At 69.8% G+C, this 25,612-nt stretch carries 18 protein-coding genes; 4 read left to right on the top strand and 14 right to left on the bottom strand.

The features are described from left to right. Positions 1–6 precede the first annotated feature (6 nt). Positions 7–2,037: an NAD-dependent DNA ligase LigA gene (gene ligA, locus WME82_RS24520; protein ID WP_438044766.1), complete on the bottom strand. Its 2,031-nt coding sequence runs from the start codon at positions 2,035–2,037 to the stop codon at positions 7–9. Between the two features lie 13 nt (positions 2,038–2,050). After that, the gene (locus tag WME82_RS24515; RefSeq protein WP_437747871.1) at positions 2,051–2,536 is read right to left on the bottom strand and encodes an NUDIX hydrolase; all 486 of its coding nucleotides are present in this window, start codon (positions 2,534–2,536) and stop codon (positions 2,051–2,053) included. A 152-nt stretch (positions 2,537–2,688) separates the two neighbouring features. On the opposite strand from WME82_RS24515, the gene WME82_RS24510 reads away from it, so the two are divergent. Together WME82_RS24510 and WME82_RS24505 are read left to right on the top strand one after the other, a co-directional pair. After that, complete coding sequence (locus WME82_RS24510; protein ID WP_438044765.1) at positions 2,689–3,423, top strand: hypothetical protein; 735 nt, start codon at positions 2,689–2,691, stop codon at positions 3,421–3,423. A 62-nt stretch (positions 3,424–3,485) separates the two neighbouring features. After that, entirely contained in the window at positions 3,486–4,304 is an 819-nt protein-coding gene (locus WME82_RS24505; protein WP_438044764.1) for a carbon-nitrogen hydrolase family protein, read from the top strand. An 85-nt stretch (positions 4,305–4,389) separates the two neighbouring features. Here WME82_RS24505 and WME82_RS24500 read toward each other — a convergent pair whose 3' ends face one another. The 3 genes from WME82_RS24500 to WME82_RS24490 form a co-directional block, all read right to left on the bottom strand. Then, on the bottom strand, positions 4,390–5,235 hold the full coding sequence (locus WME82_RS24500) for a helix-turn-helix domain-containing protein (RefSeq protein WP_438044763.1): 846 nt from the start codon (positions 5,233–5,235) through the stop codon (positions 4,390–4,392). A gap of 123 nt (positions 5,236–5,358) precedes the next feature. Further along, positions 5,359–7,296: a DNA gyrase/topoisomerase IV subunit B gene (locus WME82_RS24495; protein ID WP_438044762.1), complete on the bottom strand. Its 1,938-nt coding sequence runs from the start codon at positions 7,294–7,296 to the stop codon at positions 5,359–5,361. 2 nt (positions 7,297–7,298) lie between these two features. Further along, entirely contained in the window at positions 7,299–9,701 is a 2,403-nt protein-coding gene (locus WME82_RS24490) for a DNA gyrase/topoisomerase IV subunit A (RefSeq protein ID WP_438044761.1), read from the bottom strand. A gap of 310 nt (positions 9,702–10,011) precedes the next feature. On the opposite strand from WME82_RS24490, the gene bamA reads away from it, so the two are divergent. Together bamA and WME82_RS24480 are read left to right on the top strand one after the other, a co-directional pair. Then, positions 10,012–12,657, top strand: a complete 2,646-nt coding sequence (gene bamA / locus WME82_RS24485; protein WP_438044760.1) for an outer membrane protein assembly factor BamA — start codon at positions 10,012–10,014, stop codon at positions 12,655–12,657. A 215-nt stretch (positions 12,658–12,872) separates the two neighbouring features. Continuing rightward, positions 12,873–13,655 (top strand): rhomboid family intramembrane serine protease, encoded by a 783-nt coding sequence (locus WME82_RS24480; RefSeq protein WP_437747864.1) that lies wholly within the window; start codon positions 12,873–12,875, stop codon positions 13,653–13,655. A 42-nt stretch (positions 13,656–13,697) separates the two neighbouring features. Here the strand turns inward: WME82_RS24480 and WME82_RS24475 are convergent, their stop codons facing one another. The 9 genes from WME82_RS24475 to WME82_RS24435 all read right to left on the bottom strand — a co-directional run bounded on the left by WME82_RS24475 (position 13,698) and on the right by WME82_RS24435 (position 25,479). After that, positions 13,698–14,045, bottom strand: a complete 348-nt coding sequence (locus WME82_RS24475) for a hypothetical protein (protein ID WP_437747863.1) — start codon at positions 14,043–14,045, stop codon at positions 13,698–13,700. Between the two features lie 87 nt (positions 14,046–14,132). Then, positions 14,133–16,052, bottom strand: a complete 1,920-nt coding sequence (rpoD, locus tag WME82_RS24470) for an RNA polymerase sigma factor RpoD (RefSeq protein ID WP_438044759.1) — start codon at positions 16,050–16,052, stop codon at positions 14,133–14,135. A 118-nt stretch (positions 16,053–16,170) separates the two neighbouring features. Continuing rightward, on the bottom strand, positions 16,171–18,120 hold the full coding sequence (dnaG, locus tag WME82_RS24465; RefSeq protein ID WP_437747862.1) for a DNA primase: 1,950 nt from the start codon (positions 18,118–18,120) through the stop codon (positions 16,171–16,173). Positions 18,121–18,319: 199 nt separating this feature from the next. Continuing rightward, entirely contained in the window at positions 18,320–18,877 is a 558-nt protein-coding gene (gene atpC / locus WME82_RS24460) for an ATP synthase F1 subunit epsilon (protein ID WP_437747861.1), read from the bottom strand. Between the two features lie 7 nt (positions 18,878–18,884). Next, positions 18,885–20,309, bottom strand: a complete 1,425-nt coding sequence (atpD, locus tag WME82_RS24455) for a F0F1 ATP synthase subunit beta (protein WP_437747860.1) — start codon at positions 20,307–20,309, stop codon at positions 18,885–18,887. A 242-nt stretch (positions 20,310–20,551) separates the two neighbouring features. Next, positions 20,552–21,382, bottom strand: coding sequence for a 16S rRNA (adenine(1518)-N(6)/adenine(1519)-N(6))-dimethyltransferase RsmA (gene rsmA, locus WME82_RS24450; RefSeq protein WP_438044758.1), 831 nt, complete (start codon positions 21,380–21,382; stop codon positions 20,552–20,554). Between the two features lie 9 nt (positions 21,383–21,391). Next, entirely contained in the window at positions 21,392–23,062 is a 1,671-nt protein-coding gene (locus WME82_RS24445; RefSeq protein ID WP_438044757.1) for a DUF58 domain-containing protein, read from the bottom strand. Between the two features lie 6 nt (positions 23,063–23,068). Continuing rightward, on the bottom strand, positions 23,069–24,046 hold the full coding sequence (locus tag WME82_RS24440; RefSeq protein WP_437747857.1) for an AAA family ATPase: 978 nt from the start codon (positions 24,044–24,046) through the stop codon (positions 23,069–23,071). Next, complete coding sequence (locus WME82_RS24435) at positions 24,043–25,479, bottom strand: DUF4350 domain-containing protein (protein WP_438044756.1); 1,437 nt, start codon at positions 25,477–25,479, stop codon at positions 24,043–24,045. The genes WME82_RS24440 and WME82_RS24435 overlap by 4 nt, the downstream gene beginning before the upstream one ends. Between the last annotated feature and the right edge of the window lie 133 nt (positions 25,480–25,612).

The raw sequence follows: 25,612 nt of genomic DNA, 5'->3' as shown, positions 1-25,612 counted from the left end.
CCTCGGTCAGCCGCCGCGGCGCTCGGCGATGAGCTTGTCCAGATCGTCCTCGGTGATGAGCTTCGTACCGTACTTGCGCGCCTTCACCGCCTTGCTCGACGTGGACGCCACGTCGGCGATGACGAGGTAGTTGAGCTCCTTCGTGACGCTGTTCAGCACCCGGCCGCCGTTCGACTCGACGAGGTGGGTGAGCTCGCCGCGGGGACGCGCGCCCGCGCCGGTGAAGCAGAACGTCAGTCCGGCGAGCGGGCCTTCGGCCTCGGGCGCGACCGGCACGATGCCGGCGGCGAGCAGCCGCCCGATCTCGTCGCTGCGCGCGCGCAGCCCTCGAACGATGCTCGCGGCCTTGATCGCGCCGAGGCCCGGGATGCCGGCGAGCTCGTCCTCGCCGGCGGCGAGCAGCTTCTCGATCGTCGTGTACCCCGCCGACACGAGCAGCCGCGCGGTCTGGATCGCGAACCCCTCGATGCCGAGCGCCGCGAGGAACACCGGCAGCGCGAGCCGGAGGCGGCTCTTCAGCTGCTCCAGGCACTTCGTCGCGCTCTTCTCGCCGCGCCGATCGAGGTCGGCGATGCTCTTGACCGTGAGCTTGTAGAGGTCGAGCGGCTCTCGCACGAGGCCTGCGGTCACAACCTGCTCGATCAGCTTGTCGCCCCACTCCAGCGCGCCGATGGCGTCGATCCAGTTGTGGATGCGCCCCTCGATGAGCGCGCGGCACGCGGCGTTCCGGCAGAGGAGGTACTCTCCCTCGACGACGAGCGGCGCGCTGCAGACCGGACAGACCGATGGAGGAACGGCGACGGGGCCGCGCTTCTCGACGACCTCCTCGACGTACGGGATCACGTCGTTGCGGCGCGAGACCAGCACCTCGTCGCCCACGCCGATGCCGAGGCTCCGCACGTTGGCCGAGTTGTGCAGGGAAGCGCGCCGGACGTTGGCGCCGGCGAGCTCCACCGGCTCGACGATCGCCACCGGGGTGACCCGGCCGCTCGGCCCGGTGTCCCACTGGATCGCCACGACCGTCGTCACCTTGGCGGGCGACGCGAACTTGAAGGCGACCGCGCCGCGCGGCCGGCGGTTGACGTCGCCGAGCAGGCCCTGGACGTGGAGCGAGTCCACGTAGACGACGAGCCCGTCGATCTCGTAGTCGAGGCTCGCGCGGAGCTCGCTCGAGTAGCGCCGGTAGAGCTTCACGACGTCCTCGACGCTGCCGTGCGCGGTCTGCGGCGTCGCGAAGCCGAGCTCGCGCAGCCAGGCGAAGCGCGCCCGGCACGTCGGGATCTCGAGGTGATCGGCGACATCGTAGAAGAGCACGGTGCAGTGCTCCGCCCCCTGGCCGTCGAACCGCTTGGCCGCGCCCGCGGCCATGTTGCGCGGGCTGGTGACGCCGGGGAAGTGGCGCTTCATGTCCGAGAGGCGAAGGATGATCTCTCCGCGCACGGACAGCCGGCCCTTCTCCCGGATCCGCGAGGGGATCCCCTTCATTCGCGCGACGTTCGCGGTGATCCGCTCGCCCCACTCGCCGTCGCCGCGGGTGATGGCGTCGACGAGCTTGCCGCCCTTGTAGATGACCTCGATGGAGATGCCGTCGAGCTTCTCCGCCACGAAGAGGTCAGCCGCGACGCTCGAGATGGAGCCCGGTGCCGGCGGCGCGGCGCCCGTGCCGCCGTCGCCGTGCCCGTCCTTCACGAGGATCTCGTCGCACCGGGCGACCCAGCCCAGGAGCTCGTCCTCGGAGACGACCTTGTTGAGCGAGCCCATCGGGATCTCGTGCCGCGCCTTCTCCCACTCGGTGATCAGGGAGGCCGAGCCGACCCGGGCGAGCACCGGGTGCGCCGGATCGAGGGCGCGGAGCTCGTCCTCGAGGGCATCGAACGCCGCGTCCGAGATCTCGGGGTGCCCTGCGTAGTAGCTCGCCCTGTATTTCTCGATGCGCTCGGCGAGCTCCTCGATCCTCGCCTTGTGCTTCGGATCCGTCGCGAGCCCGCCCTGCAGCGCGTTGCGCGCTCCGGCGTCGTCGTGGTGTGCCTGCGTCATCGCTTGCCTCGGCTCACTCGAGCTCTGTGTCGCCGGCGCGCCGGGCGGCGGCGAAGAGATCCCCCATGTCCATCGCGAGCTCGGACGGGAGCTCGTCTTCCCGGAACAGCCTGACCTCGCGGATCTCGAGCGGGTTTTGCGGAGGGCGCGTCGGCGCGGCGATCCGGGCGGTGACGACGACCGTCACGGCGTGGAAGCGGATGTCGCGATCGGGCCGCGAGTACACGCCCACGACCCGCCCGAGCTCGACCTCGGTGACGCCGGCCTCCTCGGCGAGCTCCCGCACGATGCTGTCGCGGAGCGTCTCTCCCCATTCCAGGGTGCCTCCCGGGAGCGCCCATGTTCCGGTGTCGCTGCGGCGAACGAGCAGCCACCGGCCGTCGGCGGTCTGAGCGGCGGCGGCGATCCCGACGACAGGTCGCCGGAGCAGCGCGCGCGCGACCTCCTTGGCGAGGGCGAGCACGGAGCGCGGCAACAACGACAGGGGAGCGATTTCCATGAGAATTTTTGTGACGTGCGGGGAAAGCATAGGAGCGATCGGGCGCCGCCGGGAGAGGGTTCCGTGCGGCCTCGGCGGATCCTGCGGACGTCCATGAGCCCAGCGGCTCAGGCTCGGTCGCGGGAGAGAGGCAGGCTACGCTCGTCCCCATCATGGCGATCGAGCGGAGGGCGATGCGCGCTCCTGTCGGGTTGTACGGCTGGGCTGTCCTCTGCGGCGTGATGGCCTGGGGCGCGGCGCTTGCGCTCGCGTCGCTCCCGAGCTGCACCGACGAGCGGCTCGCGACGCCGCGCCCTCAGGCGGGCGCCTCCGCCAGCGCGGGCGCCTCGGGGGGAGCGCCGCCCGATGCGGGCGCCGACGAGGGGCCGGCGAACCTATGCGAGTGCCTCGCGGCCTATGGCGGCGAAGCCGGGCGCTGCGGCGATTGCTTCAACGAGCATGCGTCCCGCGGTGGGCGCTGCGAGGCGGAGCTCGCGGCGTGCGACGGGGAGCCTGAGTGCAGGCCGATCAGCCTGTGCCTCAAGGGGTGCGGCCACAACAAAGCCTGCCAGATGGCGTGTGTGTTCCCGGACGATGCGGGCGCCGCTCACCGGATGTTCCAGCGGGTGCTCGCCTGTGTGTGCGCCGCGTGCAGCGCCAGGTGCACCTACTCCGGCGCGCCGCTCGAGTGCGCCGCGCCCGCCGAGGTGGACGGCAGCGGTGGAGCCGCGGGCGCCGGCGGGGCAGGTGGCGCAGGTGCCGGTGGCGCTGCTGGCGCTGGCGGGGCAGGTGCCGCTGGCGCCGGCGGGGCAGGTGGCGCTGGTGCGGGTGGGGCCGCGGGCGCCGGCGGGGCAGGTGGCGCAGGTGCCGGTGGCGCTGCGGGAGCGTCCGGAGATCAAGGAATCTGACGATCCCTGCGCTCCAGTTGGCGCGTGGTCCACGTCGGGTCCCCGTGCGGTAGGCTTGCCGAATGGAGAAACCGGTGATCTGGGCGGCCCTTCAGCTCTCCAGCCAGGAGAACGTGAGCGAGAACCTGGCGCGGGTCGAGGTGCTCGTCGTCGAGGCGGCGCGCCGTGGGGCGACGACGGTCGTGCTGCCCGAGAACTTCGCGTACATGGGCAACGAGGAGGGGAAGCGCAACATCGCGGAGGACCTCGACGCTGGCGGCGGCCCGATCGCGCGGCGTCTCGCCGACGCGGCGCGCTCCGCCCGGGTGACCGTCGTGGCCGGCGGCTTCCCCGAACGCGCGCACGATCCGGCGCGGCCGTACAACACCTGCGCGGTCTTCGGGGCCGACGGCCGGCTCACCGCGCGCTACAGGAAGATTCACCTCTTCGACGTCGAGATCGCCGACGGAACGAAGTACCGCGAGTCGGCGTCGACGACCGCCGGGGAGCGCCCCGTCGTCACCGAGATCGACGGCGTGAAGCTCGGGCTGTCGATCTGCTACGATGTCCGGTTCCCGGAGCTCTACCGCGCGCTCTCGTCCGGGGGCGCAGAGGCGATCGCCGTCCCTGCGGCGTTCACCCTGCTCACCGGCAAGGACCACTGGCTGGTCCTGCTCCGCGCCCGGGCCATCGAGGCCCAGGCGTACGTCATGGCTGCGGCGCAGTGGGGCAAGCATCCAGGCGGGCGAGCGACGTTCGGGAAATCGTGCGTCATCGATCCGTGGGGTGAGGTGATCGCTCAGGCCTCGGAAGGGGAGGGGATCGCGATGGCGATGCTCGACCCCTCCTACCTCGATCGGGTCAGGGCGAACCTACCGTCGCTCACGCACCGGAGGCTCTGATCGTCGTGTCATGGGGGTAAGCACTTTGTCCTCGCACCGGAGGCGGCGGTGCCGGCGCTCCGCAGGGTCGATCTCTGCCGTCAGCTCACTCGGCAGAGGCGTCGCTCGGCTCCGTCTCTCCGGCCGAGGGCGGCGTGCTGCCGCGCTTGGACAGGAGGGCGCGGAGCTCTGCAGGCCTGCGGAAGCCGATGCGGCGGGCGACCTCTCCCTCGGTTAGCCCCTCATGCAGGAGCGTTCGCGCGCGCTCCGCACGCACCTCATCGTAATAGACGTGGGGCGATGACCCGAAGGCGGCACGGAAGAGCCGTGCGAAGTGAAACTCGGACAGATCGAGGTCCAGCGCGACCTCGTAAGAACGGATCCTCTGGCCTGCTTCCGCGGCGCTGCGGATGCGGTCGCGGCCGAGCAGGATCCGCTCCGAGGTACTGCGCGGCAGCGGGGCTGCCGCGCGCAGTGGTGGCGTGGATCGGGAGACGCCGGTCGCTGCAGCGCGCTCGCGCGGCGGCTGCGCGCCGTGGCTGGGCGCAGCGACGCCAGGCGTGGGGAGCGACGCCGGCCGTGCGGCAGGCGCGCCGCTCGGAACCGACAGGGAACATGCGGCCGGCATGCTGTGGGACGAGGAGGGTGCGAGCGGAGTCGAGATGGGAAGCGCAGTCGTCACGAGTACCTCTCCAGCGGTGAAAGGGCGGTGTCTCGCGGTCATCGCGGCCACCGGCGCGACGTATTGCAACCAGCAGGCCGCAAGCTGACGCAGCGCTCTCGGCTCCCGTGGGTCGGCATTCAGCAGCACAAAATATCGCGATTGCCCGGCAACCTGCTCGCGATGTCCGACGGGGTGTGGCCTGCCGTTCACGTGGCACAGGCGCCAGAGATCACCCGTGGTTGGCACATTGTGTCTTCGCGACGTGCACGCCATGTCGGTCGCCTGCATCGCGACATCCTCGCGGCGAGCTCATGGGGGTCAGGGAGGATGAATGCTGGAGCGCGGCGCCGCATCCAACGACGTCCGCGCGAGGCGCGAAGTCGCCGCGACCTCTCGAACGAGGGATCGATGTCAGACGTCGATCTCGGCGTTCGGCGCGCGCTCCATGATGAAGCGGAAGCGCGCCTGGGCGTCCTTGCCCATCAGCTCGTTCAGGATGCGATCGGTCTCGATCTCTCCCTCGATCACGATGCGCAGCGCGCGCCGGCGTCGGATGTCGAGCGTGGTCGCCTTGAGGTCCTCCGCGGGCATCTCGCCGAGCCCCTTGAACCGCGAGATATCCGCCTTGGCCGTCTTGGGGAGCTTCGCGAGGACCCGGTCGCGCTCCGCGTCGTCGAGCGCCCAGTGCGTCTCCTTGCCGACGTCGATCCTGTAGAGGGGCGGCTGCGCGAGGAACACGTGCCCGCCGCGGAGCAGGCCGGGCAGGTGCCGGTAGAAGAACGTCAGCAGCAGCGTCGCGATGTGCTGGCCGTCGCTGTCGGCGTCCATGAGCAGAAAAATCCTTCCATAGCGCAACTTGGAGGCATCGAAGTCCTTTCCAAAGCCGCAGCCCAGCGCGCTCACGATGTCCTGGAGCTCCTTGTTGCCGAGCACCTTCGAGGTCGAGGCCTGCTCCGCGTTGAGCACCTTGCCGCGGAGCGGGAGGATCGCCTGGGTCCGGCGGTCCCGGCCCTGCTTGGCTGAGCCACCTGCGCTGTCGCCCTCGACGATGAAGAGCTCGCTCTCGCTCGGATCGGTCGAGGCGCAATCGGCGAGCTTCCCCGGGAGGTTGAGCCGGTGCGACACCGGCGTCTTGCGCAGGACCTGCTGGGTCGCCTCGCGCCGCGCCTCCCTGGCGCGCGCCGCCAGGATCGCGCGGGCCACGATCGACTCGCCGGCCGTGCCGTTGTGGAGCATCCACTGCTCGAGCGCCGGCCGGACCAGGCCCTCGACCGCCGGCCCAGCCTCCGCGTTGTTGAGTCGATCCTTTGTCTGCCCCTGGAACTGCGGCTCCTGGATGTAGATGGACAGGACACCCACGATCCCCTCGCGGATGTCGTCGGCCGTCAGCGTGACCCCCTTCGGCTGGACCTTCTTCGCGTCCATGAACGCGCGGACCGCCTTCACGATCGCGCCGCTGAAGCCGGACTCGTGCGCGCCGCCCGCGTGCGTCGGGATGCCGTTGACGTACGACTTCACGTACTCGTCGGTCGACTCGGTCCACTGGAGCGCGGCCTCCAGGCGGATCTCGCCCTCGCGCGCGACGTAGAAGATGGACGGGTGCGTCACCGGCTTGCCGCGCTGGGCGACCAGCTTCGGCAAGAAGTCCGCGATGCCGTTCGGGTGGACGAGCACGATCGACTCGCCGGACGAGAGATCGCGGAACGCGATCTCGAGCCCTCCGTGGAGGTACGCCTTGGCCTCCAGGCGCTCGCGGATGGTCTCGGAATCGAAGCGCCGGCCCTGCCCGAAGATCTCCGGATCGGGCCGGAAATGGATGCTCGTGCCGTGCTTGCGGGTGGGCGCGCCCTTCTTGAGCTTGCTGGTCGGCGCGCCGCGCGAGAACGTCTGCTGGTGCTCGAACCCGTCGCGCAGCACCCGGACCTCGACGAGCTCGGAGAGCGCGTTGACGACGCTCGATCCGACGCCGTGGAGCCCGCCTGAGACCTTGTAGTTGTCGCTCGCGAACTTCCCGCCTGCGTGCAGCGTGCAGAAGATGAGCTCGAGCGCGGGGCGCTTGTACCTGGGATGGACGTCCACCGGGATCCCGCGCCCGTCGTCGGTCACGGTGGCGCCCTGGAGATCGGCGTCGAGCGTCACCTCGATCCGCTTCGCGTGCCCGTTGATGGCCTCGTCGACGGCGTTGTCGACGATCTCCCAGAGCAGGTGGTGGTAGCCCCTGGCGTCGGTGCCGCCGATGTACATGGCGGGGCGCTTGCGGACGGGCTCAAGCCCCTCGAGCACCTCGATGTCAGCGGCCGTGTAACGTGCGCCGGAAGCGGCGCGGACCGGGGGATTCGTGGCGGCCATGTTCAGCTCACCTCCAGCGTCGGTACGACGACGGCCGGCGGCACCACGCGGGCGAAGCGATCGCGTCGTGCGACCGGCTCGCCCTGGGTGCCGCGCTGGCCGGCGATCTTGCTCGCGGCGATCTCGAGCGTCTTGCCCTTCTCCGTTTCGACCGTGATCGCGTCGCTCGGCCTGAGGGCGATCGCGGCGCCGATCAGGCGCTCACCTTCGGCGACCCGCATGACGACCGAGCCCTTGCCCGGGCCGGAGAGCAGCGCGAGCTCCTCCACGGCCACGCTGAGCGCCCAGGCGTCGCTCGAGGCGCAGATCACCCGGTCGGCGCCGTCCACCGCGTGGACGAAGAGCACCTCGTCGCCCTCGTTCAGCTTGGCGAAGCGGCGCCCGGAGCGCGTCGATGGATCGCGGTGCGGCCGCAGCGAGAACCTGAAGCCGAGGCCTCCTCGGGTGATCGCCAGCGCGAAGGGCGGCTCCGGCTCGGCGGAGTCCGGGGTCTGCGCCGGGACATCGAGCGCCCTCGGATCGAAGGACATCAGCGCGATCAGCCGCTCGCCGTCTGCCAGCTTGAACAGCTTCTGCACGGGATCGCCGTAGCCGGTCGACTGCGGCACGTCGTGGATGCGGCACACGTAGCACGCGCCGAGGTTCGAGAAGAACGCGACCGTCGACCGCGTCGAGCCGGCGACGGCCGCGAGGACGCTGTCTCCCTCGCGGATGCGCGTCGAGGCCAGATCCTTCACCTCGCGGACCCGCTTCACCCAGCCCTGCGCCGAGAGGATCACGTTCGCGTCCTCGGCCACGATGAAGTCCTCCGCCTGGTACTCGGGCTCGTCGATCGAGCCGACCACCTTCGTGCGGCGCTTCTCGCCGTAGGATCCCTTGATCTCGACGAGCTCGTCGCGGACCATCCCCCAGCGCTTCGCGTCGCTCCGGAGCAGCCCTTCGATCCGCTTCGCCTCGGCGCGCTTCTCGCCGAGATCCTTCTGCACGAGCAGGATCTCGAGCCGCGCCAGCCTGTAGAGCTTGAGCTCGAGGATCGCGTCCGTCTGCTCCTCGTTGAGGGTGAAGCGCTTCATCAGCTTCTCGGCTGCGTCGGCCTTGCCCTCGCTCTTGCGGATGATCCGGATCACCTCGTCGAGCGCGTCGAAGATCTTCTCGAACCCCTCGAGGATGTTGATCCGCCGCCTCAGCTCGCCGAGCTCGAACTCGAGCCGCCGCGTCACCGTCGCGTAGCGGAAGTCGAGGAACTTCGTCAGGATCTCGTGCAGGCCGAGCCGCCGCGGCGCGGCGATCTCCGCGTTGTCGGTGGGCACGAGGCAGGTGAGGTTCACCTGTACGTTGATCGCGAGCGGCGTCTGTTTGTAGAGGTACGCCATCACGAGCTGCGCGTCGGCGCCGCGCTTGAGCTCCATCACGATGCGCACCTCGCCGGTCGACTCGTCGCGGACGTCCACGAGCGTCGGCAGCTTCTTGGAGAGGATCACCTCGGCGATCTTCTCGACGATCGCCTTCCGCTCGATGCCGTACGGGATCGAGGTGATCACGATCTGCGGAGCGGCGCCGCGCTTGCCGTCGCCCTCTTCCAGCTGCCACTCGCCGCGGAGCTTCAGCGAGCCCTGGCCTGCCGTGTAGACGGCCTCGAGCTCCTTCTTCGTCGCGTGCAGCTGACCTCCGGTCGGGAAATCCGGCCCCTTCACGTACGAGAGCAGCCGGTGGGTGGTGAGCTCGCGGCTCTCGATCAGCGCGACGCACGCGTCGATCACCTCGCCCAGGTTGTGCGGCGGGATGCTCGTCGCCATCCCGACCGCGATCCCCTGCGAGCCGTTCACGAGGAGGTTGGGGAAGCGCGACGGCAGGACGATCGGCTCGAAGCGGGTCCCGTCGTAGTTGGGACGAAAGTCCACGGTGCGCTGGCCGAGCTCGCTGAGAAGCTCCAGCGCGAGGGGCCTGAGCTTCGCCTCGGTGTAACGCATCGCGGCGGGCGCATCGCCGTCCACGGAGCCGAAGTTCCCGTGGCCGGCGATGAGCGGCGCCCGCATCACGAAGTCCTGCGCGAGCCGGACCATCGCGTCGTAAATCGCGACGTCGCCGTGCGGGTGGTACTTGCCCATCACGTCACCGACGACCGCGGCGCTCTTCCGGTACTTCGCGTCCGGCCCGAGGTGCAGGTCGTGCAGCATCGCGTAGAGGATGCGGCGCTGCACCGGCTTCAACCCGTCGCGGACGTCGGGCAGCGCGCGCGACGTGATGACGCTGAGCGCATAGTTCAGGTACCGGCGCTGCGCCTCGTCGGCGAGCGAGGTGTCGGGCGCCGGGGGCGGCGGCGGCTCGCTGTCACCGGGCCGGCCGCCACGGCGGCCCTTGCGGGACGCGTCACCGTCGGACGGAAGGGAGGGGGTTCGAGACACGCGATGCTCCAGGGAGTGCGCGGGCACCGGACGAACAGGTGCTCCGATGTTCAGGTGAACGCTGGCGAGCCTCGGCAATTACCCAGGGGCTCGCGCTCGGTCAAGGCTGCCTCGCGGGAATTTCTGGCAGCGAGTGCTCGCCTGGGCTCGTGCGGACCCTGGCATAGCGTCAGATGGCCGCGAGATCGACCCGAACACAGGGCAGCGCAGCGCAACCTGGCGGCGACGCCTTGATTTCGGCGTCCGCCCTTGAGACTCACGGCGCGCTGGGCTACGGGGTGGCGCCTTGTACGCGACAGGCACCCGTCCCATGCTTCGCCTTCTCGGCCGCTGGCTGCGGCTCGTCTGGCTCGGCCTCTTCCTGGTGTTCGTTGCAGTAGCGGCGATACGACCCCGGCTCGCGGCAGCCCAGGTGCCCGGAGGTGCTCCGGGCGCGCAACCGCCCCGGGACGGCGCCACGCCTGCCGCCCCGGCCAGCGCTGCGCAGCCACCCGCGCCGGCCGACGCGACCGTAGGAGCCCAGCCTGGCGCCGGTACACCTGCGCGGGTCGCCGCCGACGCCGTCGAGCCGACGATCCATCTGGCGCCCACGGAGGCCGAGCTCGCTCGGGGGCAGCCGGTCGCTCAGGTCGCGATCGCCGGCAACCGGCGGGTCTCGACCGAGGACGTGCTCGTCTACCTCGGGCAGACGCGGGTCGGCAGGCCGTTCACCCCCGAGGGGTTGGCCCGCGACGTGCGCGAGCTCTGGGACTCCGGCCTGTTCGACGACGTCGAGGTCGACCTCACGCGCCGCGACGACGGCGTGAGCCTGAGGGTGCTGGTCCGCGAGCGCCCGAGCATCAAGGCCATCGAGTTCTCCGGCAACAAGGAGATCGATAGCGAGGACCTCACCGAGGCGCTCTCGGTCGAGATCAAGACCGGCACGATCCTGAGCTACGCGGCGATCCGGCGTGGCGTGCAGAAGCTCCGCGACAAGTACGCCGAGGAGGGCTTCTTCCTCGCCGAGGTCAGCTACGAGGTCAAGCCGGAGCGGGAGAACCAGGTCACCGTCAAGTTCACGATCAAGGAGCACTCGCCGGTCACCGTCCGGCGCATCACGTTCATCGGCAACCAGAACATCTCGGACGAGGAGCTCCGGGAGGTCATGATCACGGGGCAGGGGGGCTTCTTCGCCTTCGGCACCGGCGGTCCGTTCCGCCAGGACGCGTTCGAGCGCGACGTCCTCGTGATCAACGCGCTCTACTACGATCGTGGCTTCCTCGCGGCGCAGGTCGCGACGCCCAGGGTGATGCTCACGCCCGACCGCACGGGCATCGAGGTCACGATCACGATCAACGAGGGGCCTCGCTTCCGCATCCGCTCGCTCCGCGTCTACGAGCGCGACGCCGACGGCCGCGAGATCGAGCCGCTCGGCGGGCGCCGCGCGCTGCGCGAGATGGTGCGGGCCAAGCCGGGCGACTGGTTCAACCGCGCCGAGCTGGCGAAGGATCTCGGCGCGATCCAGACGCTCTACCGGGACGCCGGCTACGCCAACGTCGAGGCGTCGCCTGACACCCAGCTCGACCCGGACAGGCGCGAGGTCGACATCACCGTCGGCATCCGCAGAAACCAGCTCGTCTACTTCGGGCGCATCGAGATCCGCGGCAACACGAAGACGCGGGACAAGGTGATCCGCCGCGAGATGGAGGTGGAAGAGCGGCGGCTGTTCAGCGAGACGAAGCTGGAGCGATCGAAGCAGCGGATCACGGCGCTCGGCTACTTCGAGCGGGTCGACATCTCCACCGAGCAGGGCGACGACCCCCAGCACATCCACGTCAACGTCGACATCGGCGAGAAGCCGACGGGCACCTTCCAGATCGGCGCGGGCTTCTCGAGCGTCGAGAACTTCATCGCGACGGCGCAGGTCCAGCAGGCGAACCTGCTCGGGAGCGGTCAGTCGCTGTCGCTCCAGGCGCAGATCTCCGGATCGCGGCGCCTCATCGACGTCCGCTTCTTCGAGCCGTACCTGTTCGACAGCCCGTTCTCCGCGGCGCTGAGCGTCTACAACCAGCTGCGGACCTACACGGAGTTCTCGCAGACCTCCACCGGCGGCTCGCTCACGCTCGGCTACCCGCTCATCGAGCCGGAGCTGCGCGCGCAGCTGACCTACACGCTGGAGAACGACGAGATCTCGTCGGCCACGAACACCGGCCTCGGCACGGCGGAGGAGCGAGCCTCGTTCCAGCGGCTCCCGCTCTACAACCTCTTCAACGCCGGGCTCACGTCGAGCATCCGCCCTGCGCTCACCTTCGACACGCGCAACAACCAGCTCTTCCCGACCTCGGGCATTTACCTGCAGGGCTCGGTGGAGCTCGCCCACAGCGTGTTCGGCAGCGAGAACGAGTTCCTGCGGTACCGCGCCACAGGGAGGTTCTACTACCCGATCACGGACAGCCTGGTCCTCAAGCTGAACACCGAGGCCGGCATGGTGACGAGCCCCAACCCGCAGGGCGTGCCGATCTTCGCCCGCTTCTTCCTGGGCGGCATCCTCGACGTGCGCGGCTTCGAGATCCGGGACATCGGCCCGCGCCTCCCGCTCCGCGAGTCGCTCGATCCGAACTCGCTGCCTATCGCGAACGGCGCGAACATCGGCGGCAACCTGATGTACTACCAGAACCTCGAGCTGGAGTTCCCGATCCTCGAGGCCGTGCAGATCAAGGGCGTCGTCTTCACGGATCTGGGCAATGCCTGGAATCTCGAGAAGCTGTACTGCAACGCCGCCCCCGCATCGCCGCACGACGTCACGAACCCGTGCTTCTCGGCCGAGCGCCTCCTCGACGTCCGCACCTCGTGGGGATTCGGGCTCCGGTGGTTCTCCCCGCTCGGACCGCTGCGCTTCGAGTGGGGCTTCCCGTTCAAGCGGCTGCCCTACGAAGAGACGTACAAGTTCGAGTTCAACATCGGCAACTTCTTCTGAGCCCCTGGCCAGCGGGCGCAGCAGGGACGTGCGCGTTCCCCGGAGGGGCTGACGGGGGGGCTGGTGCGCTGCCGGGCGGACCCTGCCCCAGAGCGTCCTGGATGGCGCGCAGCGGACGTCGCTGCCGCTGGAGGGCGGGTCGGCGCCGGGCGGATCGCCGTGAAGTCCGGGGGCAGCGGTTGCTCGTCGGGGGCGCCGCTGTTAGGTGGAGATCCATGCGCCCGGAGCACAGCTCGATGGGGTTCCCCAAGCCAGGCAAGGCCCTGCTGGGGATGATGATCGCGATCGGCTGTATCTGGGTGATGTTCACCCTGGGCCTGAACTGGGGGGGCGCCGGCGAAGGCGTGCTCGAGCCGTTCCTCGGCATCAGCGAGAAGGTGCTCCACGGTCAGGTGTGGCGGCTGCTCACCGCGCCGCTCGTCCACAACCCGAGCGACCCCTGGCACTTCGTCACGACGCTGCTCGGCCTGTATTTCCTCGGTGCCTCGCTCGAAGAGCGCTGGGGAGCCAGACGCACGCTGGCGTTCCTGTTCGGCTCCGCCGCCTTCGCGTTCGCGCTCCAGGTGGTGGTGGGCGCGCTCCTCCCGAAGGTGGCACGGCCGGTCTTCTACGGCGGGCTCGGGATGATCGAGGCGGTCGCCGTCGCGTGGGCGCTCGCGCACCGACATGCCACGGTCCGCCTCTTCTTCGTCCTCCCCGTGACGGGCACCATGCTGCTCGTCTTCATCTTCGGGATCTCGGTGCTCAACGTCATCGCCATGCGCGCGCCCCCCGAGGGGCTGATCACGCCGTTCGGGGGCATGCTCGCGGGGTATCTCTTCGGCGACTTCTCCCCGCTGCGTCGCTTCTATCTGCGGATCCGCTTCCGTCAGCTGCAGGCGCAGTCCGCCGCGCTCCGCCGCGTCCCTGCGGCGCGCGGCCGCTCCGGGGGCGTCCCGCTGAGGGTCATCCCCGGCGGCCAGAAGGACCCCCCGAAGGACAAGCGCTATCTCAATTGAAGGGGTCGCGCGGCGCCCCGCCGCGGCCGCGCTCCTAGATATTCAGGGCGTGGCGCACCGGCGGAGCTCTTCGAGCGTCTTCGCGCGGGTCAGGCAGCCGAGCTCGCCGGGGTCCACCTTGCTCCCGGCGAGCTCCCGCTTGCAGTCGGATGTCCACTCCGACGAGAGCCTCTCGCCCTCGCTGTCGATCACCACGGAGGCTTTCCCCGGGCCCCCTGGAGAGGTGGACCCCACCCGCTTTGCCTCTGCTGCCCACGCGGTGCGCATGCCCTCGCCGATCGTGCGGCAGTCTTCTTCGGACATCGTCTTGGTGCAGCCGCCGAGGACCGCGCTCGCGAGCACGAGGAGGGCCACTGCGGCGCGCTGCTCGCCAAGCGAACGGCTGCCCACGCGAGCGCGTGCTTGGCCAGCGAGAGGCCAGGAGCGCGGCCTGCGCGGGAGAGCTGTCTTCGGTTGGCGAGCAGGCCAGCCCACGGCCTAGCTGTCGATGAAGCTCTTGAGCTGCTTCGAGCGGCTGGGGTGCCGGAGCTTGCGGAGCGCCTTCGCCTCGATCTGCCGGATGCGCTCGCGCGTGACCTCGAAGTCCTGACCGACCTCTTCGAGCGTATGGTCGCTCTTCTCGCCGATGCCGAAGCGCATCCGGAGCACCTTCTCCTCGCGCGGCGTCAGCGTCTTCAGGACCTTACGGGTCTGCTCCGCGAGGTTCATGTTGATCACGGCCTCCGCGGGCGAGATCACGCTCTTGTCCTCGATGAAGTCGCCAAGGTGCGAGTCCTCTTCCTCGCCGATGGGGGTCTCGAGCGAGATCGGCTCCTTCGCGATCTTCAGGACCTTGCGCACCTTGTCGAGCGGGAGCTCCATCTTCTCGGCGATCTCCTCGGGGGTCGGCTCGCGGCCGTACTCCTGCACGAGGTAGCGCGAGGTGCGGATCAGCTTGTTGATCGTCTCGATCATGTGGACCGGGATGCGGATCGTCCGCGCCTGGTCCGCGATCGCGCGGGTGATCGCCTGCCGGATCCACCACGTCGCGTACGTCGAGAACTTGTAGCCGCGCTTGTACTCGAACTTGTCGACGGCCTTCATGAGGCCGATGTTCCCTTCCTGGATGAGGTCCAGGAACTGGAGGCCGCGGTTCGTGTACTTCTTCGCGATGGAGACCACGAGGCGGAGGTTCGCCTCGACCAGCTCCGCCTTGGCGCGCTCCGCCATCCGCTCCCCCTCGCGGATGTTCTCGTAGGTATCGCGGATCGCAGCGACGTCGATGTTGAGCTCTTCCTCGACCTTCTTCAGGCCCTTCTGGGCGTTCTTGATGGTCGATTCGAAGTCGTTGAGCTCCTCGCGGTTGACGTTGAGCTTCTTGTCGAGCCGCCCCTCGAGGGCGCGGTTGCCCTTCACCTTGATGAGCTCGCGCTTGAGCTCGCCCTTCGAGAGCCCTGTGCGCCGCTCCAGCTCCGTCGCGCCCGCCTCGGCCTTCTCGACCTTCGAGATGAGGCTCTTCAGCTTCTGGACGATCTTGTCGATCGTCCGCTTGTTGAGGCGCATCTCCTCGAGCGTCGTCACGAGCTCGGCTGTTGCCTGCGTCACCTCGACGTCGATCTGCTTGCGGCGGACCTCCGTCTTCACCTCTTTGCGCTCCTCCAGGAGCTCCGCCTTCTTCTTGTCGACGCGCTTGACCTTGTCGATGAGGCGGATGATGCGCCGGTCGGCCTCCTCCTCGTCGAACTCCTGATCGTCGTTCTCCGCGTCCTTGATGAGCTCCTTCACCCGGATCTTGTGCTTCCGGAGCTTCTCTCCGAGATCGATGATCTCGCGGACGGCGATGGGGGAGTCGAGGATGGCGGCGTTGACCTTCTGCTCGCCGATCTCGATCCGCTTCGCGATCTCGACCTCGCCCTCACGGGTGAGCAGCGAGACGCTGCCCATCTTCCGGAGGTACATCCGGACGGGGTCGTTCGACTTCGAGTAGTAGTCGACGTCCTCTTCTTCGCGGTCGGGCGTGACGACGAGCTTCTTCTCGCCCGCCTCCTCATCCGCGATGCGCTTCGGCGCGATCTTCACCTGGGTCGCGCCGTCGACGATCTCGATGTCCTCGTCGCCGAGGGCGCCCACAACGTCGTCGAGCTGATCGGGCGCGACGTCCGCGGGGAGCGCGTCGTTCACCTCGTCATAGGTGAGAAAGCCTTTGCTCTTGCCGGTTTCGACGAGCTTTTCGAGCGTCTTCCGGTCCTTCTCTGACCGCTCGGCCCGGATGCCCGCGTCTCCTTTGTTGCTTGGGCGTGCCCCTCCCTCGGCGTGCCCGCGTGTCGATGCGTGCCGCGCGCCGTTCAGCGCGCCGCCCCCCGCAGCCCTCGCGACCCCGCCTGCCCGACCGGAAGATTGCTTGGCCTTGCTCGCCATTACCTCATGCTCCACTTACGGCGATCAGCTCGCCGCGACCGACAAGACACCCAATGACTCCGATAAACTCTAGGGATCACGCACGTCGGGTCGCCACGGCGAGGCGACCCGGAACGCATCAAGGAAGACCGAGACCCCCCGCTCTCCGCTGGAATAGCTCACGCAGCAAAGCGTTTTCAGCATCAGCGTCGACCGCGCTCTTCTGGAGCTGGCTCACGACGGCTGCTTTCTGTCGCGCCAGGGCTTGTCTGCTCAACTTTTGTGAATTCTCCAAGAGCGTCGCCTTGGCCGTTGAGGCCGCTTCGAAGACAGGCGAGACCAGCCGTCCAGCCGCGAATGAATGGATCGGAGCCGGGACTTGCGCAAGAAATTCGCTGGCGACAAGACCCATTTCAAAAGTGAAATTTTGACGCGCCGCAACAATCGCCAGGGCGACGTCGCCTTCGAGGCACTCCAGCGCCGTCTGGAGATCGTCGTCGGCCAGCAGCTCGGGAAAATCGAGGATCGCGCCCAGGATCTCCAGGCTTACCTCCTGGATTTGCGTGCGTGAGCGAGCGCGCTCCCACGTCTCGGTCGTCTGTCCGGAGGGGATCACCTCGCGGCTAGGCTGGCTCCGCGGGCGGGAGAGGGACTCCTCGACGACGCGCTCCAGCTGCCGGAGGTCGTCCGGTGAGCGGCCGCCGATCACGAGCTTCGAGGAGAGGCGATCGGCGTAGAGCTTCGCCATCATCCTGAGGTTCGGGTCGTCTTCGTCGGCGAGCAGCGTCGTCACGGCGCGCACGCGGGCGAGCTGCTCGGGCAGCGACGAGCCTCCGAAGCTGTCGCCGTCGAGCGCCTCGTCGATCAGGTGCTCGAGCAGGCCGCGCGCCGCCTTGACGATGCGCGCGATCGCCTCTGGGCCGTGCTTGCGCGCGAGGTCGTCCGGATCGACGCCGGAAGGCAGCACAGCGACGCGCGCGCTGAGCCCCGCCTCACGGCACGGGGCGCGCGCCGCGCGCGTGGCCTTCTTGCCGGCCGCGTCGCCGTCGAACAGCAGGATGACCGCGGGCGCGAAGCGCTTGATGAGCTTCGCCTGTCCGGGCGTGAAGGCGGTACCGAGCGGAGCGATCGCCTGGCCGATGCCGCGCGCGTGGAGCGCGACGACGTCGAAGTTGCCTTCCACGAGGATCGCCTCGCCGCGCTGACGGATCGCCTGGCGCGCCTGGTGCAGCCCGAAGAGGTGCTCGCCCTTCGTGTAGATCGGCGACTCGGGGCTGTTGATGTACTTCGCCGGCGCGCCGTCGGCCTGCGGCGCAGGGCCAGTGAGGCCGAGCGACGAGAGCTCGGAAGGGCTGGGATCGGGCAACGCGCGTCCGCTGAACGCGATCACCCGGCCCATCACGTCGGTGACGGCGAACATGAGCCGGTGCCGGAAGCGGTCGTAGTGTCCGCTCCCCGACGAGCGCGGTACGAGGAGCCCGACGCGCTCCGCGAGGACCGGGGAGACGCCCTGCTGTCGCAGGTACGTGGAGAGCCCGTCCCAGCCGAACGGGGCGTAGCCGATCCGGAACGCCTGGAGGGCGTCGGCGATCGGATCGGCGGCTCCATCGCCGTCGCGGAGGGGCAGGCCGCGCCGCTCGAGCTCCTCGTGAGCGTGGCGCGCGAGCGGGTGAGGAGCGCTGCCCGGCCCCCCGCGGAGGCTGTGCTCGAAGAACGTCGCGGCGAGGTGGTTGACGGCATAGAGGTCGTCCTTCGACCTGCGCGCCGCCTGCGCCTCGCGCCGCTCTACCTCGGTCAGCGACTCCGCCACCTCGATGCCGGCGCGTTCGGCGAGCGCGCGGACCGCCTCGGCGAACGTCCGGCCTTCGAGCTTCATCACGAAGTCGATGGCGCTGCCGGTCTCCTTGCAGCCGAAGCAGTGGTAGAACCCGCGGTTCGGGCTCACGTGGAAGCTGGGCGTCTTCTCCTTGTGAAAGGGGCAGAGCCCGGTGAAGGAGTGCCCTCGGCGGGTGAGGCGCACGCTTTCGCCGATGAGCGCTACGAGATCCGTGCGCTCTTTCACGAGCGCGATCGTCTCCGGAGAGATCATGGGCTGCCTTGGGGGCTCCGTGCGTGCGGGGCCCGCAGATCATCACGGGTGGACTCAGACGGCGTGGCGGCGTCCGCGCCAGCGCCTCGGCGGTACGGGCGGCTCGCGAAGCGGGAGACTTCCCAGTCCCTCGCGGCCTGTGTGGAGACAAGTGTCCTGTGCGGCGGCCGCACGTGCAAGGCGGTAGCCGCCAGAGACGTCACTTCGGATCGGGGAACGGAGAGCCGGGCTTCTTGTGGTCCGTCAGGCTCTCGTCGGGCTGGGAAGCCTCGACCATCTCGTCGACCGGCGGCGCCTCGGCGTGCTCGGCCAGGAAGCGGGTGTCTTCGCGGACCATCGGAGGGGGCGGATCGCCGATGAGCTCGAGCTCGGTGGCGAGCCACTGCTCCTCTTCGATGAGCGCCCGACGGCGCGGATCAGTCAGGTCGCCTTGCCAGTGGTCGAGCTCGGTGTCGACCTCCTTGAGCCGGCGGCGTACCCTCACGACGTCGACGTCGTCCTTCACCGCGAAGCGCTCGGTGAGGAGCAGCGCGGTGTCACCGGCGACCTCGACGAAGCCATGATGGACGGCCAGGCGGTGCTCCTGACCGTTCTGGTGGTAGGTCACGAGGCCGGTCCGGAGCGCGGCGAGCAGCGGGAGGTGACCCGGGAGCACACCGAACTCGCCGGCGACGCTCGGCGCGGTCACGTCCGTGACCTGCTCGCGCAGCGCGAGACCGGTCGGCGTCACGATCTCGAGGAGGATTGTGTCGGCCATGGCTGCGTCAGGACGCCCTCTGCGACGCCTTGGCCTTCACGTCCTCGATGCCGCCCACCAGGTAGAAGTCCTGCTCCGCGACATGGTCGAGCTTGCCGTCGAGGATCTCCTCGAAGCCCGCGATCGTGTCCTTGAGCGGCACGAGCTTGCCCTCGAGCCCGGTGAACTGGGCAGCCACGAAGAACGGCTGCGACAGGAACTTCTGGATCTTGCGGGCGCGCGCCACGACGAGCTTGTCGTCCTCGCTGAGCTCGTCCATGCCGAGGATGGCGATGATGTCCTGGAGGTCCTTGTAGCGCTGCAGCGTCTGCTGAACGCGCCGCGCGACGGAGTAGTGCTTCTCACCGACGATCTGGGGATCGAGCATCGTCGAGTTCGAGTCGAGCGGATCGACGGCCGGGTAGATGCCGAGCTCCGAGATCGCGCGCGACAGCACGGTGGTCGCATCGAGGTGGGCGAAGGCCGTGGCCGGCGCGGGGTCGGTCAGGTCGTCCGCGGGGACGTAGATCGCCTGGACGCTGGTGACGGAGCCCTTGGTCGTCGAGGTGATGCGCTCCTGGAAGGCGCCCATCTCCGTCGAGAGGGTCGGCTGGTAACCGACGGCGCTCGGGATGCGTCCGAGGAGCGCGCTCACCTCGGAGCCGGCCTGGGTGAACCGGAAGATGTTGTCCACGAACAGGAGGACGTCCTGCCCCTCCTCGTCGCGGAAGTGCTCGGCCACGGCGAGCGCCGAGAGCGCGACGCGGGAGCGAGCGCCCGGGGGCTCGTTCATCTGGCCGTAGATCAGCGCGGCCTTCGAGATGACGGGGCTGCCGTCCGCGAGCTTCGACTCGCTCATCTCGAGGAAGAGGTCGTTGCCCTCGCGCGTCCGCTCGCCGACGCCCGCGAAGACGGACACGCCGCCGTGCGCCTTCGCGACGTTGTTGATGAGCTCCAGGATGAGCACCGTCTTGCCGACGCCGGCGCCGCCGAAGAGGCCGATCTTGCCGCCCTTGCGGTAGGGGGCGATCAGGTCGATGACCTTGATGCCCGTCTCGAAGACCTCGACCTTGGTCGACTGCTCGATGAACGGGGGCGGCTCCCGGTGGATCGGCGCCATCTTCTTGGCGTGCACGGGCCCGGCTTCATCGATCGGCACACCGACGACGTTCAGGATCCGGCCGAGGCACTCGTTGCCGACCGGCACCATGATGGGCTTGCCCGTGTCGCGGACTTCCATCCCGCGCACGAGGCCGTCGGTGGAGTCCATCGCGATCGTGCGCACCGACGACTCGCCGAGGTGCTGGGCGACCTCGAGCACGAGGTTGTCTGGCTCAGCCGAGATGCTCGGGTTGCTCAGCTTGAGCGCGTTCAGAATCTTGGGCAGCTGGCCAGCCGGGAAATCGACATCGACGACCGGTCCGATGACCTGGGTGATCTTTCCAACAACCATGGAGCGGGAGCCCTCCTCGTACGTCCTTTGACGAGTCGCGGGGCCCACTAGCACGGACCTGCGCGTCCGACTAGTGCCGTCTGCCAGAAATTCTGCGGGGTTTTTGACGGCCGCGTCGCTGCGGACGCGCGGTCGTGGGCGTGTTTTCCGGGGGCTGGGCTCTACGCGGGACGTCCGGGTGCGACGTCCATCTCGCATCACTCTCCGGCTCCGGCGAGGGGGCGCCGGCGCGTGGCGGGCGCTCAGCGTTCTCTGGAGGCGGCGATCCGCGCAAACGCCTCCACGCTGAGCGTCTCGCCGCGAGCGTCGAGCGAGATGCCGGCGTCCTTCGCGTGCCGCTCGAGCTCCTCGGAGGACCAGCCATAAAGGTTCTTCCAGGCGTTCCGGAGCGTCTTGCGGCGCGCCGAGAACGCGGCGCGCACGGCCGCGCGGAAGGCGTCCGTCTCCTCGGCGCGCCGCGGGCGCCACGGCGTCAGCACGACGACCGCCGAGTCGACCTCGGGCCTCGGGTAGAACGCGCCGGCGCGCGCGATCAGGAGGCGGCGCACGTCGAACGCGGCCTGCACGAAGACCGAGAGCGCGCCGTAGTCGGCGCTGCCCGGGGCGGCGACCAGACGATCCGCGACCTCGAGCTGCACCATGAAAACCGCGCGATCGATCTGATGCGCGACGGTGGTCGCCTGCTCGAGGAGCCGGCCCGTGATGTGGTACGGGAGGTTGCCCGCCACCGCGTGCGGCCGCGCGTGGCCGGAGAGCGCGCCGACCCAGTCGACCTGCGCTGCGTCGGCCTCGAGCAGCGTCAAGCGGCCTTCCTCGAGCGGTCCAGCGAGCTGCTCGCGCAAGATCGGGACGAGGTCGCGATCGCGCTCGATGGCGACGACGTGCGTGGCGCGATCGAGGAGCGGCCGCGTGAGCGCGCCGAGCCCTGCTCCGATCTCGATCACCGCGCCGCCCTCCGTCGTCGTGGCCGCCTCGGCGATCCGGCGCGCCGCATCGACGTCGACGAGGAAGTTCTGCCCGAACCCCTTCTTCGGGGAGAGACCGCGTGTGCGCAAGAGCTCTGCGATGGCCATCGCCCGTCCTTAGATCTGCGGTGGGTGCGCCCCGTCGTGGGCTACGTCTGCGGCTCTGTTCGGCGCTGCCGTCGCGCGCAGCCGCACCACGCGCACGCCGACCTTGCGGAGCACGGCTTCGCGGCGGGTCTGAGCCACCCGCGCGCGGATGAGCACCGCCTCGGCCGCGATCGGCGCGAGCTCCTGGAACGCCTTGTTGGACGGCGTGGGGCCGCTCTGCCCCTCGTCGCCGTCGCTCTCCTGCGGTCGCGGCGCCTCCCAGGGAGGCCCGAGCCCTGGCTCGAGATCCGGGAGCGTCCACACCACGTGAACAGCCTTCCGCGAGAGCCGACGCACGGCCTCCGAGAGCTGACCCAGCTGTGCGTCGGCCGGAGGCGACGCGAGGACATAGACCATGCTCGCGCGCGGCTTGACGCGCGCGATGTGCGTGAGCGATTCGGCGACCGCCACGGCGGGATCGCGCCGATCCGGCTCGGCGCGCGCGGGCGACTCGATGCCGTAGCTCGCGAGGTAGCGGCGCAGCGTCCGTTCGCGCTGCGAGCGCCCGAGCGGCGCCGGCGCCGAGAACGGCGCACGCGCGCGCATCGACTCCGCGCGGGCCGCCAGCCGGTCGAGGTCGCCGCGGCGCAGATCGTCGAGCCCGCGCGCGTCGAGCGGCCTGAGGTGCTCGATGACGCGCGCCGCGACGTCCGACTCGTCGAGCTCGCTCCGATCCGCGTCGTACGTGCCGCACCCGATGGTGAGCGCTTGCGCGATCTTCTGGCCATGCCCTGGGCCGTGATCGGGCGCGATCGTCACGCGCGGGCCGGGGGCCAGGACGATGAGCCCGACGCGATCGCCGCGCCCGAGGTGCCTCGTCGCGATGGCCGCGGCCTCGTCGATCATGAGATCGAGCGGAGCGCGGCCGAGCGGACCCGCCCAGAGCTCCACGGCCGCATCGACGAGGACCCAGACCACATCCCGCTCCTCGCGCTCGAACTCCCGCACGAGCAGTGTGCCCCGGCGCGCGCTGGCCTTCCACGCGATCTTCCGGAACGGGTCCCCCGGCTGGTGTTCTCGCAGCTCGCGCAGGTCGTCTCCTTCGCCGCGTACGCGCCCGGGCTTGCCAGAGGCTGCGAGGAGGTGACTGCGTCCTCCGCGCGGCTGCGTCAGGTACGGCATGAAGGGCCGCGGGAGCACCTCGATGCCATACGGGTTCGCGAAGGTCAGGGGCACCTCGAAGAGGCCCGGGGCTCCGTGGACCTCGAGCGCGAGCCCGTGGAGCCCGTGCTGGCCGACGCGCGGCGTTCGTACGATGACCTTCACCTTGAGCCGACCCGAGGCGGAGACTTCGCCGCGGTTCGGCTCGATGCGCACGTCGAGCTGCGACGAGGCGATGGTGCGCAGCTTGACGTAGCGAGCCGCGAGCGTGTCGCGGTTCCGAACCTCGGCCTCGATCTCGACGGTGCCTCCGCGCGCGGAACGGAGGATCCGCCGCGAGCCGCCCCAGAGCATCTCGAACCCAGCCGCGCGGATGCGCGCCACCGACACCAGCGTCACGCCGCGGGCGAGCGCGATCGCGACCAGGATCGCCCCGCCCCAGCCGACGATCGCCGGTTCGCGCGCGATGAGCCCGGCGCCCATGACCGCGACGCCGGCGATGGCCAGGTGGGCGGCGGTGCGCGTGGGGTAGAGCTGCATGCGGATCTACGCCGGCCGCGCCGCGCGCCGGTACCCCACGCGCTGAACCGCCTCGTCGACGATCGTGTCGCGCGCCTTGGGATCCACGTCGGCCTCGGGTACCAGCACCAGGCGATGGGCCAGCGTCGCTTGTGCCATGCCGCGCACGTCGTCCGGCGTGACGAACGGGCGCCCGCCGATCACCGCCGCCGCCTTGGCCGCCTGGACCAGCGCGAGCGTGGCCCGCGGCGATGCGCCGAGCAGCACGCGAGGGTGCGTGCGCGTGAACGCGGTGAGGTTCACCGCGTACTCGTACAGATCGTCCTCGACGTGGATCCTTCGCGCGACGCCCTGCAGCATGAGGAGGTCCTGGACGGAGAGCGTCGCCCGCGCCCGCGGCGCCTCGACGTTGTGCGCGCGGAGCATCGCCACCTCGTCCTTGTGCTGCGGGTAGCCGAGGCTCACGCGGATGAGGAACCTGTCGATCTGCGCCTCGGGCAGCGGGTAGGTCCCCTCGAGATCGATCGGGTTCTGAGTCGCGAGCACCATGAAGGGCGACGGCAGCTCGAAGCGATCGCCCTCGATCGTCACCTGTCGCTCCTGCATGGCCTCCAGGAGGGCCGACTGGGTCTTCGCCGGGGCGCGGTTGATCTCGTCGGCGAGCACGAGGTTCGCGAAGATCGGACCGGGGCGCAGCGTGAAGGTCCCCTCCTTGGGCGACAGGACATAGGTCCCCGTGATGTCGGCGGGCAGGAGGTCGGGCGTGAACTGGATCCGCCGGACCGACGCGCCCAGCGTGGCCGCGAACGCCTTGACCAGCGTGGTCTTCGCGACGCCGGGGACGCCCTCCAGCAGCACGTGCCCCTGCGCGAGCAGGGCGGTGAGCATCAGATCGATCGCGCGCGACGAACCGATGTAAACGCGCGTGATCTCTCGCCGGACCGCCTCGATCCGCTCCTTTGCCGCGGAGATTTCGTCGACGGCGACGGCCTGAACCTGGTTCATCGAGCGCCTTTGTCTGGGTGGGGTGGTGCGAGCTTCGCGTCTGTTGGCGACGGCGACGCCGTCGCAGGATCGGGGGGCGCGCTGGGGTGACGTCCGCGCGGCGGCTTCCGGCCGTCGGCGCCGCAAGCCGCGAGGACATGCCGCACGACGTCGGCGGCGTGCACGAGCGCGGGCCTGGACACGTTCGCCGGTTTGCCGGCGACGACGGACGCTTCGACTCGGTACATGGTGCCCAGAACATCCTTGAAGGCCGAGAGGGCTCGCTCGTCAAGAGATCCCTCTCGCGCGACGAGCCGCGCGACCGTCTCCTGCGCCGGATTCGCCTCCAGGCCGAACCGCAAGGACAGCGCCTCGAACAGGGCGCTCTTCAGCTCGAGGAACGCGAGGCCCCGCGGGGAAGAGGGGGCGGCGAGGACGGCCAAGCGCCCAGCTGCGCCTCCCTGAGCGACGAGCGGCGTCGGACGGGCGTACCGGGGGAGCGGGCTCCGGTAGGGCCGTGCGGAGGCGCGCGCGGTCCAGATGGCGAGGCCGAGGCCGGCGAGCGCCGCGAGCACGAGGAGGGCGCCGCCCGGAAGCCCGTCGCGGCGGGCGTCCTCGACGGCGCTCGCGAGCGCCTTGACCTGCGCGTCGAAGTCCTTGCGGAGCGACGTCTCGCCGCCGAACGAGCTCTCTTCGTCGAACCGGTTCGCGACGATGTGGAGCCGCCCTCGGCGCGGCTGAGCCCCATCCTCGTCGACCAGGTAGCGCGTCAGGCCGGAGGCGAAGGCGCGGTTGCCCGGGTACCTGAGCATCATGTTCATCAGCGCGGACGGGTCGCCCATCGCGAAGAGCCGGCCCTTGCCGACCTGCCCGGCGACGGCGAGGATCACGTCCGGCTCGCTGACGGCGCGAATCCGCAGCACGGGCGAGAGGTTCGGATGCCGGAGGCCGGTCGCGTGGTTCGTGACGAGCCGCTCCACGTGGCTGACGACGGGGTGCCGGCCGACGGAGTGGCCCCCGACGGTGTCGGCGACGGGCTCCGCGATCGCGAGGGAGGGCCGGTTCCGGAGCGCGGCGAGCGGCCGGGCTGGCGTCGGGATGCGCTCGATCTGGAATCGCCGGAGCGTGTCGTCGCCGCGGCCGAAGTCGTCGATGATGGCGAGCCGCCCGCCGGCCTTCATGAAGGAGGTCGTCTCGTCAGCGTCGAGCGTTTGCAGCGGGTGGAGGACCAGGATGCCGTCCTCTGGGCCGACCTGGCTCCAGTCGAGCACAGCGACGGGGTGGACCCTCGCGGCCCCCAGCTCCGCGCGCGCGATCTCGAGGAGCTCCGAGCAACCCTCCCAGCTCGGGTCGTTCACGTCGAAGGCCGCGCCCGCTGCTCGGGCGGGCGCGAGCAGCGCCATCAGTGCGACCAGCGCCGCCAGGAAGGAGCAGGACGTGCCCTGCGAGCGCACCGGCCGACGCCGATCTTCCCGAACAAGTTCGGAAGCGGAGCCGGAACCGGAACTGGAACTGGAACTGGAACCAGAAGCAGAACCCGACCCGGGACCGGACCTTGAGCCTGAGGAGCATGCGTGCGCAAACCAC

Origin of the sequence: Sorangium sp. So ce128 (genome assembly GCF_051525245.1) — a bacterium.
In the GTDB taxonomy this organism is placed as follows: domain Bacteria; phylum Myxococcota_A; class Polyangia; order Polyangiales; family Polyangiaceae; genus Sorangium; species Sorangium cellulosum_B.
The sequence above is the reverse complement of the archived record's forward strand: the minus strand, read 5'-3'. Positions and strand labels throughout refer to the sequence as shown.